Raw genomic sequence first — 11,450 nt, forward strand, 5'->3', positions numbered from 1 at the left:
AGGAGGAAGGAAGATTGTCGAGGAAGCATACCCATTTTTATCGATGAATCTCCTCATACCGGACTGTTATACAAATCGTTTAGGCGGGTCAGAAAATGAAAGCACGATTATTTGTATAGGAAGGGAGGCATACTAAATGAGCTTGGCAAGTATTGGAGTACCTGGTTTAATCATCATTTTAGTCATTGTCTTAATACTGTTTGGACCTAGAAAATTACCGGAGGTCGGTTCGGCAGTTGGTAAGACATTGGCAGAGTTTAAGAAATCGGCTCGTGACATCATTGACGATGAAGAAGGCAAGAAGGAAGAGCCGAAGAAAACCGATATTGCTTGAAGGTGATGAAATGGTAGCGCATGATGAAGAAAAGGAACCGTCCGCAACTGTCGATGGACAAAATGCAGCGGCAAAGATGACAAGCAAGGAAACTGATTCGACACTGCTAATCTCTTCAAATCAAAGTGGCGATGGAGGAGAAGAGGATCCAACGCTCGTCGATCATCTGACGGATTTGCGTAAACAACTGATTAAGAGTACGGTGACATTTGTCGTCTTTTTTATCTTAGTTTTTTCGACAATAAATTTATGGTTTCCAGTTGTTACGAGAGGTCACGAGCTCATTGTGCTTGGTCCGTTAGAAGTTGTTACGTTCTATATGTCTCTCTCGCTGGCCTTGTCGTTCGGCTTATCGCTCCCCTTCATTTGCCATTATCTTTGGCAATTTGCAAAGCCGGGTTTACTAGAGAAGGAAAGCCAATTCATCGGGTTGTACTCGCCAATTATGCTCTTGTTGTTCATAGGGGGATTGGCCTTTGGGTATTTTGTTGTTAACCCATTAAGTTATCGCTTTCTCGTATCCATAGGAGCGATGAATTTTACCGTCATGGTGTCCGCACAAGAGTACGCTAAATTTTTGCTGATGACGACGATGCCGATAGGTTTACTATTTGAATTGCCGATTGTCGCAATGTTTCTATCCGCAATTGGTTTACTGACAGGAGATACATTAAAAAAAGTACGAAAATGGTCGTATATCTCACTCGCAATCATTTCCGCACTTATTACGCCTCCTGATTTCATTAGCCAACTCATCGTGCTTATCCCGATGGTTTTGCTCTACGAAGCGAGTATACTAATTGTGGTCTATATGGAAAAACGAAACAACAACGGGGCTGTACAGAAAGTCAGTGAAAACTGATTGACTGTGTCAGCCTTTTTTAGATTGACGCCCCATAATCTGTTGCTCTCGAGGTGATGGGTTGTATTAGTGGATGGGGATTAAAAGATCGACTTGTTCTTCCGCAGCCTGCTCGTCTAAGTGGAAGCGTTCAAGGTGGAAGGCATCACTTCCTTTTGGAGTATACCCATTATCCTTTATCCACTGAAAAATCTTGTCATAGCCATTTACAATCGTTTTGTTTGTACAAGTTGTTTTGGCATATTGCATCGTTGGAATGGTAAAGCCAATCATCTCTTCAGGAATGACTTCCAATGTCGTCACTTCAAGGCAAGCAAAATAGGTCGTCACAATTCCGTTTCCTACATATGGAGAACATAAAACTTGTCGATCCACATAATTCTCTACTTCGAGCATTCTCTTTTCAAATTGTTGTTGTACTTTCATGGCAGCTTCAGGAAAGCCGGATGGAAACGGGGCAGTCGTACTTATTCCGACAAATTTGAATTCCTTTGTTACAATCTCACATTCTTCTTTAGCATGTACGTGACTCATTTCGTTTTTCCAACCCTTTCAAATCTTTTTTAAAACTTACTTACGTTAATTCGACAGCTTGTATGAAAATTCCTTTCACAAAGGGCTGTTTCTTTAGAAGATTTTTAAATATCCTTCTACTGAGGGTGGAGAGTGCTATAATGAACCTATAAAATTGTCTGACGACTGGATGTGGGAACATGCAACAGGAAGGGTACACACCAAAAGATATTCAGTTTTGGAAAATTGTTTTTGGATTAGGAATGGCGTCTGTATTTATATTTGCGGCGATGTATTCCATGCAGCCGTTGCTACCTTTATTTACAAAGCAGTTTGGGATATCTGTATCCTATGCGAGTACAGCGATGTCGATAACGACAATCGGTCTTATTGTTGGTTTGGTGGTTCTTGGCTTTTTCTCCGATCGAAATGGAAGAAGGCTTTACATACAATTATCACTGATAGGATCCGTCATCCCTTTCTTCATAATCCCTTTAACAGATTCTTTTTTTGTCATTATCCTGTTCCGCTTCCTCCAAGGATTTGCTTTAGCAGGTGTTCCTGCGGCTGCCCTTGCGTATATGAGTGAGGAAATACATGTACGATATATTAGCATTGCAACTGCAACGTATATTTCTTTTAATAGTTTGGGGGGCATGATTGGTCGTTTTTTGACAGGTTTTGTCGCTGAACAATATACGTGGCAGACATCGTTATACATACTCGCTATATTTGGTGCTGTCCTCTGGGGGATTCTGCTGTTTGTATTGCCAAAATCCAAGAAGTTTGTCCCGAGTGCCAATGGAATGAAGAAGGATATCGAAGGATTCATGTTCCACTTGAAAAATCCTTCGTTGCTGCTCGTTTTTGGGTTAGGGGTTGTGCTCCAATTAGCATTCACAGGTGTATGGACGTTTTTGCCGTTTCATCTCATGGAGCCGCCTTATTCACTATCACTAGACACCATTTCATATATGTATTTAGCGTATGGGTTTGGAGTAGTTGGTGCACCGCTTGCAGGTTGGTTGGCGGGCAAGTATGGGCTTAGAAATGTAAGATTAGTCGGTGTCATTCTGTTATCAACGGGCATTGCAATGACTTTGTTTGCCCCGCTTGAATTGATTGTTATCGGCTTATGTATCATTTGCCTTGGATTTTTCACAGCTCATTCATTGACAGCAGCTTCTGTCAGCAAAGAAGCGACACATCATAAGGGGAGCGCGTCCAGTTTGTATCTCGTCTCCTATTACATCGGTGTAGCAATGGGAAGTACGTTGCTCAGTCCACTTTTTGAAGCGGGAGGATGGAGTGTTCTTATTGCGTTCACAGCAATCTTACCCGTCGTATATGTCAGTATTATTCGGTTTAATAAAAGAAAGAAAGCGCATGGAGTGCGTTGATTTGTAGGAGGGAGTGAGGAATTGACGAGCGCATTATTCGGGCTATCTATACTATCCACTGCCCTCATTGTACTTTGTTTTTATTTCACCTTGACGTTTTTTCAGCATATAAAGTCGGGCGATGAACGGCTTGCTCAACAGTCGAAAGTTGCTGCGGTGATTTTACTTGCTGCAAGCTTGTTACTGCCTGCCTTCGTTGCATTTTAATAAACAAACCGCATTGAGCCAAATCTTTGATTCCATGCGGTTTCTTCATTTGATTTTACTGAAAGGTTTCCGGAATGCTATGGAGGTCAATGCCCCATACAGCCGGGAGTAAGAAATAGATGGCAGCAGTTACTAACAGAACGCCGATAATATTGAGTACCAAACCGGCTTTTGCCATATCCGGAATGCGTAAATAGCCGGAGCCGAATACAACGGCGTTTGGCGGCGTTGCAACCGGTAACATGAATGCACAAGATGCAGCAACCCCTGCCGCAATCATTAATGCGTATGGGTGAAAACCGAGTGCAACAGCGAGTGCAGCCATAATTGGGTACATCATGGATGCCGTCGCAGTGTTCGATGTAATTTCCGTTAAGAAGATAACAAGTGTCGCGACAATTAAAATGACGACGAGAATATGAACGCCTTGCAATCCCGATAATTGAGAGCCGATCCATACCGATAATTCCGAACTGACGAAACCAGCAGCAATTGCTAGTCCTCCACCAAATAACAATAAGATGCCCCACGGTAATTTGACTGCGGTGTTCCAGTCAAGCAGGTGGTCGCCCTTCTTGTTTACGGATGGAACAATGAAAAGCAAAATGGCAAAAACCATTGCAATGACACCGTCACTAATCCCGTCGATGAACTTAGACAGAAGGAACGTTCTCGAAATCCAGGCGAAAGCGGCCAAGATGAAAATAATAAGAACCAGTATCTCTTCAGCAGATGCGCTACCTAACTTTTTCTTTTCATTATCAATGACTGCACGCCCACCAGGTAACGTTTTCAATTTGGACGGATACGCAAACTTAACAAGATAAAACCACGCGATAAATATGAAGGTCCATGCGAGAGGCACGCCAAACAGCATCCATTTTGCAAAGGATAATTCTATGCCATACAATTTATCGATCGCTCCAGCGAGTAAAGTATTTGGCGGCGTACCAATCAATGTTGCGACACCTCCAAGCGATGCGGAGTAGGCAATTCCGAGCATGAGTGCTTTGCCAAAACCGAAATTTTCTTTCGACGTATCAACGGAAGGGTCATCACGTAAAGCATCAGAAATTTGATAGATAATGGCAAGTCCAATCGGTACCATCATCATGGCCGTTGCTGTATTGGAAATCCACATCGATAAAAACCCTGTAGCCACCATGAACCCGAGAACAATACGGTCCATATTCGTACCGATTGCAGAAATAATCGTCAACGCAATCCGTCGGTGTAAATTCCATTTCTCCATTGCTAGCGCAATCATGAATCCACCCATGAATAAGAAGATGGTTTCATCTCCATAAGCAGATGCAGTCGCCTTCACGTCCAACCCACCTGAAAGTGGGAATAATACGAGCGGCAACAGTGATGTAACGGGGATTGGAATGGCTTCAGTAATCCACCAAGTCGCAATCCACATTGTACTTGCTAAAATAGCGACGCCTTCTGGAGATAGCCCTTCTGGTTTGAAAAACAATAACGTTATGAAAAATAATAGCGGTCCTACAATGAGACCAACCAATTGTGCTGGAGAATAGCTTCGTGGATCTTTGCCGCCACCGGCATTTCCTACACCAACCGCCTGTCCACCCCCTCCCCCTGAAGCAACTTCAGACGAATTTGGCTGAAAGAAAAACCGAAATAAACCTTTTGCTTGGTCATGCATGTCCCATAAACGGTTCCAAGTAGACGACAACACTTTAAATTCCTCCCTTTTGTTAGAGAATTTTAAATTCTGTTTTTAGTAAGTATACTAATCTATCATTGTCGAATCAAGCTGGAATTAGTAAAATGCTGTCGATTATAGGAGGTGGGAACCAATCGGTTGGTTGCTTAAAGACCCTTCTTCTCGTTTGGAAACAGAGGGCGTTCAAAAAATAGCAGGGGAAGCAATTGCAGTAGAAATTTATAATCCATCGTTGTTTGAGCATTTTCATCTAAAAGTGTTAATGTAGAAATAAAAGAAGATAAATCTTTCTTTTATTTCTCCACTTCATGATTTCTGTTCTTACGTCGTCTTTTAACCCTTCCGATATTTTGTGCTTACTTTATCTACCTCCAAAGAATATGAATTCAAACTCTCTGTCTTTGGCAAAAGACATATTAATTAAATGGCTTTCTTCTTTCTCAAGATCATAAATAAAGTAATTGATATCCACACCATCAGGGTGCATAGAAAAACTAGCTATATGCATTGGATATCCAGATAGTTTAATAGGAAATGGAAGGTTGCTCTCTGGTACGCCAAAATCAATTTTATCATCCTTAGATTAAACTCTACGTTGTATTCCTTTTTTAGCTCTTCGAACTTTCCATCCGAAATATAGCCCATAATATTTCTCGATTGGCGATCAGCAACCTGTAAGTAACTACTATATTCTGCAATATCCGTTTTAAGTTGTTCATTCTCTTCTTTCAACTCCTGGATTTCCTTTTCTTGATTTTCAATTTTATTCTCGTATTTTATAACTGTTTGATTCAATTTATCATCATTCGAGCAACCGACTACAAACAACAAAATAAAAGCAAACGCCAATATTCTTTTCATGTAAATCCAACCTTCCAATTTTATAATAATAGGGTGAATCTTCTTCTACCTGCTCTAGCGTAGGTAGACATTAGACGGTATGAAAGGATTGAAAGTTTCAATAATTCGTTCTCCTGGAAAAGATTTTTAAATGATGATCAAGTCATAATTTGTTCTGGAAATTGAAGCTGAAAAATATTTATGTCCTTCCATCTATTGGGTAAGTTGCTTTGGTTGAGTATCGACATGCTGTTAAATATGTATTTTAGTATTTTTCTACAAGAGCCAAGAGTTGAGCATGTTTTTTTGAAGCCGAAAGTTGCTCCACTCCGTCTAACAGATAAAGTCAGGGAGGTGTTAACAGTTAATCATGCAAAATAACAATGATTTCGGGAGCATTCTAGATGATTATGGAGAGTCTCTATTGCGGTTAGCTTTTACATACGTAAAGAGCTATCAGACTGCTGAGGACATTGTGCAGGACGTTTTCATGCGTGCGTATGAGAAAAGAGCGGATTTCCGGGGTGAGGCAAGTTACAAAACATATTTGTATCGCATGACAATAAATCGCAGTCATGACTACTTAAGAAGCTGGCACTATAAAAATACGCTCCTTACAAATAGAATAGCTGAAACAATTCATAGAGCATCTTCTACTGAAGCACTTATTGTAACCAAAAGTGAAGAAGACCAACTTGGAAAAAAAGTACTTGAACTTCCTGTGAAATATCGTGAAGTACTCGTTTTATATTATTATGCAGATTACACAATAGATGAGATAGCAGAAATTCTAGACTGCCGGACAACCACAATTAAAACTAGACTTCGAAGAGCTAGACAGCGAATGAAGGAGAAGCTGAAGGCTAAGGAGGTATTTCTGAATGGATGACAAAAAAATCAAGGAAGCTATCGATAATTATATTGGAAAAGAAAAAATGTATGACCCTGCAATGAAGGAAAGGTTTCTAAATGGTTTATACACTAACCGTGAAAAAAGAAAGAAGTATGCGCCCACACGTTTAATCCCATCAGTATCTTTACTCTTTCTGCTGTTCGGTGGTGCATTCTTTTATTATATTTCAGTTGAAAGAGAGAACAATGAAGTTATCAATCAAACACACATTTCGCATCCAAAACTCGAGAATTCTGAAGGATCTTTAATCCCTGATGAAGAAATTGAAAAATATGACCGCGCGGAAAACAGTTCAGAAAAAGAAATTGAAAAAAAGTTATTAGCATTGACGGAAGAACTTTTTTCCCTGTTAAAGGAGTCCAACTACGAAAAAATAGCTGAAAAGGTTGATCCAGAACATGGTGTTACCTTTGCTTTTTATGCGGATTTTGGTCATCCCGATGGCTATGGAGGGAAATATGTCAACTTATCAAAGAAGGACATAAGTAAAAAAAATGATACAAAGTATGTATGGGGAATGGATGAATCAGAAAAAGAATTTGAAATGTCTTTAGATGAATATGTTCAGCAGTTCCTCTTACGAAGATGGGGATGGAGAGATGTAGATTATAGTATTGTTACTTTTAATGAACCAGCAGAGAATTTTGCGGGTGTTATCAATACCGTCCATGAATTTTACCCCGATGCTAAATACGTAGAATACTATTCGCCAGGAGAAACCGAGCATTTATTCCAATCACTGCGGTTCATCTACCAAGAAAGAGACGGAGAATGGTTTCTTATAGGAATAGCTCGTGATGTAGCTACTGTATGACAAATAGTAAATGGAAGAAGACGCCAGATGGCCAATCTAAGGATTTATCTTGAGTGAAAGTAACCTCAATTCACATAGAAATTCAAATAGAGGAGAAACTAAACAGACGCTAACGAAAAAACGGCACCCCGTTGAAGGATGCCGTTTATCTGTGAGAAAGACTTTTTATGCTGATCCGTTTTTCGAGGTGAATGGTTCTGCGAGGGATTCAAACTGTTTCATCAGCTTTCCTCTGGCATCTTTATTTCGCATCAGATAGGCCGCTCCAATGCCTAATGCCGCAATCGCCATTTTCTTCATTAAAAAGCCACCTTTCTCACTGTGGATTGTGGATCTCTGTTAAGGTGCCCTAAAAGGTTGAAGTTATCCATAGTCACTTCATTTTTATGATTGAAGCATGAAACAAACCGACTAGGATTCCGTCTAATCGTAAAAGGGGGTGGGAATGATTAGAAGATTATTTATCGTTGTTTCTATAATTTTGATTTTTGGACTATTTGGCTGTGTGAAAAATAACAACAATGAAGAAAATGTAAGTGGTGAACCGAAAATTACCAATGACTCTAAACAGGTAGATGATTTCAAAGTAACAATAAATGTTGAAAAAGACCTTAATGTTTATGCCACGATTACTTATATAGGAGAAGCAGCAGAAAAAGATATATATCATGGTGGAAGTATTTTTTTCTTTAATGTCTATCAACAAGATGGTGATTTTGAATATTTTGGTGCTATGACTCAACCATTAATAACAACAACTCTGATTCAGAATGAACCTCACATAGTAAAATTTGAAGGGATAGAAAAACTTAAATTAAAGACAGGTACTTATGAATTTGAAGCTATTGCTAATTTTTCCTTGGATTCAGATGACGTATTAGAAACAAAGTTTGAAATTCCTGTTTCTAAAATTACGGAAGTTAAATAATTCCTTGTTCAACTAACGAGGGCTTCCGTTCAATAAGATTGGTAAAATATTTCGAAAAAACGCTCGTTTTTGAGCGTTTTTATTTGTATTTTATATAGCCACTTCACTATTAAATCAGATCTTCCCATCGACCGAACCGTTAGGATTATCTGTACATAATTTTTCACGAGTTACTTTCGATTTAAAAATCCTTTGCTATTTGTCCAGAATCAAATACAAAAGTCTGAATAAATATAAAATAATAAATAAATGTAATGATCCAACAAGAGGCTTTGCTAAAACAAAGAGACCCCTTCATTCATAAAAATATTTTTGCCGAAAATAAAGATGTTAGATTATTTATTAAATTGTTGTAAACTAAATAAGATGTAGAGAAACAGAAAATTGGACACGTGAGGGAGCAAAACTTTGAAGATAAGACTTTTATAGCCATTTGATGTAGAAAAAGAACAACTTTGAAAAATACATAATGCGGTTTCAATCTGAAGATTCGTTTACATTTGTTAAATCGGTGTAATTTTATCTATGTTTTTACCGATTTCATTGCTATCTGCAGTTACCGTAGGAAGTGGTATAGGCTACGTAACATTGGCCATTGGGGACAAACAGGCGCATTTTCATTTTACCATCCAAAGACTGATCTATATTTAACGGGGACGGTCAATCAGTTTTACGGACATCGTGCCGCAGCAAAAATGATGTTGAAAGTAATAAAAAGTGTTGATGGTACGAAATAAGTATTTCTCAAAGGGTCAAAATAAATATGACCCTCTTTTATCTCAATTTGTACTACTGCAACTCAGCAAAGACAACGCGATTTGAATTTAATTAAAAACAGCTGCTGTTCTAAAGTATAGAGCAGTTAAAAATTAATTGTATAATCGATAAGGGGATCTTAAAATGGTAAAAAAATTTCACATACCCTATGGAGACCATCCATCCCAATACGGTGTATTACGGATGCCGGCAATAGCTGAACCAAGTCCAGTTGTGATAACAATTCATGGAGGTTTTTGGCAATCGAAGTACGACCTTGAAGAAAATACGCCTCTTGCTGAGGATTTAACGAAGCGTGGTTACGCTACTTGGAATATTGAGTATCGTCGAGTAGGTGAAGAAGGAGGCGGTTGGCCCGGAACATTGGGCGACATACTAGATGCTGTCAATCACCTTGGCCAACTTGTGGACCGTTTTCAGCTCGATTTGTCCCGAGTCATTGTGTTGGGACATTCCGCCGGAGGGCAATTAGCTTTATGGGTAGCTGCTCAAAATAAAAATCGACAAATGAGTGAGATGGAACAGTCGTTGCATATCTCGATACGAGGAGTAATAAGTTTAGCGGGAGTTCTAGATTTAAGAAAAATGGTAGAAACGCATGAACGTAAAGGGATGATTAGTCCAGTAACTTCTTTTATCGGTGGCTCACCTCAAGAAGTATCTGAGCGATATCATCTTGCTTCCCCGGTTGAATTATTGCCTTTAGGTATTCCTCAAGTTTTACTTCATGGTGAAGTGGATCGGCACGTTCCAGTTGGTTTGAGCGTTGAGTATTCTCGAAGAGCTATTGAACTGGGCGATGAAGTGAGTTTAGTTGTACTGCCAGAAGTGGAACACTTTATGGTTATCGATCCTTCTTCCGTCGCATGGAAAGAAGTCATTAGTTCACTAGAGTTTTTTAAAAGAATTTAATCATATCTATGGGGGCGCGATACTATGAAGATAAGACTTTTACAAGCACTTGATGCTGAAGAATACTTTAATCTACGGCTAGAAGCTTTACAAAAAAATCCTGTGGCATTTGCTGCTAGCTTTGAAGAAGAAAAAGAACAACCTATTGAAAAATACATAATGCGGTTTCAATCCGAAGACTCGTTTACGTTTGGGGCTTTTGACAAGGGGACACTTGTAGGAGTCGTTACGCTCATAAAAGAAAAGCAGATTAAACTCCGTCATAAAGCAACTATTGTAGCTATGTATGTTTCGCCTGAAAAACGCGGCATGGGGATTGGAAAAGCTTTACTAGAAGAAGTGATTGCGAAGGCAAAAGAAATAGAAGGTGTCGAGCAGGTTTATTTATCGGTCGTATCGACAAATGAGCCAGCGAAAAAACTCTATTCTGTAATGGGATTTGAATGTTATGGAACAGAGAAACGAGCATTACAGCTAGGTGATGATTACTATGATGAAGATTTGATGGTTTTATTTCATGCTGAATAAGGTCAAATCTGAGCGCAATAAACGACATGAAGTACTCATTTTGATTCATCTTTGTTCTCACTCTGTTGCGTCATCGAAACAGCCTTAATTGGAGGGGATTAATATAATGCTAAGTCCATTTGAAAAAGTAGCAATTTGGATGGAGGCCTACGACCGACCGTGGGGAATTGCAGGTGGGTGGGCAATTGATCTTTTTGTTGGACAGGTAACCCGAGAGCATTCAGATATTGAAATTGCCATACTTCGGGAGGATCAGCATGGACTAAAAAGATTGCTGCATGACTGGTCATTCAAGAAAGTTGTAAAGCATCAATTTGTTGACTGGGGTCCAGAGACATTGGAATTGCCGATTCATGAATTGCATGGAACGCATCAAAGTTATGGTGACCAATTGGAGCTGCTGTTGAATGAAGTGGTCAATGATCAATGGATTTTTAGAAGGGATCCGAGGATCAGCTTTCCAAGTTCAGCGCTATTCTTAAAGTCTCCACAAGGAATCCCTCTTTTACATCCAGCTATCGTGCTCTTGTATAAGGCTAACAACACACGAGAGAAAGATCATGCGGACTTTCTTGCGGTAAAAGGTTTGATTGGCAAAGAGGATCAGGAATGGCTTTGTGATGCACTTAAGGTTCATGTTCCTGGTCATTTGTGGATTTCTGAGTTGCAAGGAGAGCTGGTATGAATCGAATGATGATAATGAAGCGTTAAAATGGTTTTCTCAATTAACAA

Annotated in this window: 14 protein-coding genes; 10 read left to right on the top strand and 4 right to left on the bottom strand. The window is 39.4% G+C overall.

Features of this window, described 5'->3' with window-relative positions:
- Positions 1–136 precede the first annotated feature (136 nt).
- Positions 137–334: a twin-arginine translocase TatA/TatE family subunit gene (tatA, locus tag NRI27_RS14105; protein WP_317945682.1), complete on the top strand. Its 198-nt coding sequence runs from the start codon at positions 137–139 to the stop codon at positions 332–334.
- A complete protein-coding gene (tatC, locus tag NRI27_RS14110; protein ID WP_371391307.1) occupies positions 273–1,196 on the top strand; it encodes a twin-arginine translocase subunit TatC in 924 nt (307 codons plus the stop codon). Before tatA ends, tatC begins: the two co-directional genes overlap by 62 nt.
- Positions 1,197–1,262: 66 nt before the next feature.
- Here tatC and NRI27_RS14115 read toward each other — a convergent pair whose 3' ends face one another.
- Complete coding sequence (locus NRI27_RS14115) at positions 1,263–1,730, bottom strand: GyrI-like domain-containing protein (RefSeq protein WP_317945679.1); 468 nt, start codon at positions 1,728–1,730, stop codon at positions 1,263–1,265.
- Positions 1,731–1,909: 179 nt separating this feature from the next.
- On the opposite strand from NRI27_RS14115, the gene NRI27_RS14120 reads away from it, so the two are divergent.
- The gene (locus tag NRI27_RS14120) at positions 1,910–3,109 is read left to right on the top strand and encodes an MFS transporter (protein ID WP_371391308.1); all 1,200 of its coding nucleotides are present in this window, start codon (positions 1,910–1,912) and stop codon (positions 3,107–3,109) included.
- A 21-nt stretch (positions 3,110–3,130) separates the two neighbouring features.
- Entirely contained in the window at positions 3,131–3,316 is a 186-nt protein-coding gene (locus NRI27_RS14125) for a hypothetical protein (protein WP_317945675.1), read from the top strand.
- A 55-nt stretch (positions 3,317–3,371) separates the two neighbouring features.
- On the opposite strand, the gene NRI27_RS14130 is transcribed toward NRI27_RS14125, so the two are convergent.
- Both NRI27_RS14130 and NRI27_RS14135 read right to left on the bottom strand, forming a co-directional pair.
- Positions 3,372–5,018 carry an SLC13 family permease gene (locus NRI27_RS14130; protein WP_371391309.1) on the bottom strand — a complete coding sequence of 549 codons (1,647 nt, stop codon included), beginning with the start codon at positions 5,016–5,018 and terminating at the stop codon, positions 3,372–3,374.
- 486 nt (positions 5,019–5,504) lie between these two features.
- Positions 5,505–5,867, bottom strand: a complete 363-nt coding sequence (locus tag NRI27_RS14135; RefSeq protein ID WP_371391310.1) for an FtsB family cell division protein — start codon at positions 5,865–5,867, stop codon at positions 5,505–5,507.
- 349 nt (positions 5,868–6,216) lie between these two features.
- Here NRI27_RS14135 and NRI27_RS14140 point away from each other — a divergent pair, with 349 nt between their 5' ends.
- Positions 6,217–6,735: a sigma-70 family RNA polymerase sigma factor gene (locus NRI27_RS14140; protein WP_317945671.1), complete on the top strand. Its 519-nt coding sequence runs from the start codon at positions 6,217–6,219 to the stop codon at positions 6,733–6,735.
- The gene (locus NRI27_RS14145) at positions 6,728–7,573 is read left to right on the top strand and encodes a hypothetical protein (protein WP_371391311.1); all 846 of its coding nucleotides are present in this window, start codon (positions 6,728–6,730) and stop codon (positions 7,571–7,573) included. Before NRI27_RS14140 ends, NRI27_RS14145 begins: the two co-directional genes overlap by 8 nt.
- 165 nt (positions 7,574–7,738) lie before the next feature.
- Here NRI27_RS14145 and NRI27_RS14150 read toward each other — a convergent pair whose 3' ends face one another.
- A complete protein-coding gene (locus NRI27_RS14150) occupies positions 7,739–7,873 on the bottom strand; it encodes a hypothetical protein (RefSeq protein WP_317945667.1) in 135 nt (44 codons plus the stop codon).
- A gap of 145 nt (positions 7,874–8,018) precedes the next feature.
- On the opposite strand from NRI27_RS14150, the gene NRI27_RS14155 reads away from it, so the two are divergent.
- The 4 genes from NRI27_RS14155 (at position 8,019) to NRI27_RS14170 (ending at position 11,403) form a co-directional block, all read left to right on the top strand.
- A complete protein-coding gene (locus NRI27_RS14155) occupies positions 8,019–8,501 on the top strand; it encodes a hypothetical protein (RefSeq protein WP_371391312.1) in 483 nt (160 codons plus the stop codon).
- A gap of 900 nt (positions 8,502–9,401) precedes the next feature.
- Positions 9,402–10,190 carry an alpha/beta hydrolase family protein gene (locus tag NRI27_RS14160; protein WP_371391313.1) on the top strand — a complete coding sequence of 263 codons (789 nt, stop codon included), beginning with the start codon at positions 9,402–9,404 and terminating at the stop codon, positions 10,188–10,190.
- A 24-nt stretch (positions 10,191–10,214) separates the two neighbouring features.
- Entirely contained in the window at positions 10,215–10,718 is a 504-nt protein-coding gene (locus tag NRI27_RS14165; RefSeq protein WP_371391314.1) for a GNAT family N-acetyltransferase, read from the top strand.
- Between the two features lie 106 nt (positions 10,719–10,824).
- Positions 10,825–11,403: a nucleotidyltransferase domain-containing protein gene (locus tag NRI27_RS14170; protein ID WP_371391315.1), complete on the top strand. Its 579-nt coding sequence runs from the start codon at positions 10,825–10,827 to the stop codon at positions 11,401–11,403.
- The last annotated feature ends 47 nt before the right edge of the window (positions 11,404–11,450 follow it).

Source organism: Sporosarcina sp. OR05, from assembly GCF_041414805.1.
GTDB classification, from domain to species: domain Bacteria; phylum Bacillota; class Bacilli; order Bacillales_A; family Planococcaceae; genus Sporosarcina; species Sporosarcina saromensis.

What these genes read in the sequence shown, in the direction of transcription:
- tatA (WP_317945682.1), top strand. Translation starts at nt 137, where the DNA reads ATGAGCTTGGCAAGTATTGGAGTACCTGGTTTAATCATCATTTTAGTC.
- NRI27_RS14115 (WP_317945679.1), bottom strand. Translation starts at nt 1,730, where the DNA reads ATGAGTCACGTACATGCTAAAGAAGAATGTGAGATTGTAACAAAGGAA.
- NRI27_RS14120 (WP_371391308.1), top strand. Translation starts at nt 1,910, where the DNA reads ATGCAACAGGAAGGGTACACACCAAAAGATATTCAGTTTTGGAAAATT.
- NRI27_RS14135 (WP_371391310.1), bottom strand. Translation starts at nt 5,867, where the DNA reads ATGAAAAGAATATTGGCGTTTGCTTTTATTTTGTTGTTTGTAGTCGGT.
- NRI27_RS14140 (WP_317945671.1), top strand. Translation starts at nt 6,217, where the DNA reads ATGCAAAATAACAATGATTTCGGGAGCATTCTAGATGATTATGGAGAG.
- NRI27_RS14145 (WP_371391311.1), top strand. Translation starts at nt 6,728, where the DNA reads ATGGATGACAAAAAAATCAAGGAAGCTATCGATAATTATATTGGAAAA.
- NRI27_RS14150 (WP_317945667.1), bottom strand. Translation starts at nt 7,873, where the DNA reads ATGAAGAAAATGGCGATTGCGGCATTAGGCATTGGAGCGGCCTATCTG.
- NRI27_RS14155 (WP_371391312.1), top strand. Translation starts at nt 8,019, where the DNA reads ATGATTAGAAGATTATTTATCGTTGTTTCTATAATTTTGATTTTTGGA.
- NRI27_RS14160 (WP_371391313.1), top strand. Translation starts at nt 9,402, where the DNA reads ATGGTAAAAAAATTTCACATACCCTATGGAGACCATCCATCCCAATAC.
- NRI27_RS14165 (WP_371391314.1), top strand. Translation starts at nt 10,215, where the DNA reads ATGAAGATAAGACTTTTACAAGCACTTGATGCTGAAGAATACTTTAAT.
- NRI27_RS14170 (WP_371391315.1), top strand. Translation starts at nt 10,825, where the DNA reads ATGCTAAGTCCATTTGAAAAAGTAGCAATTTGGATGGAGGCCTACGAC.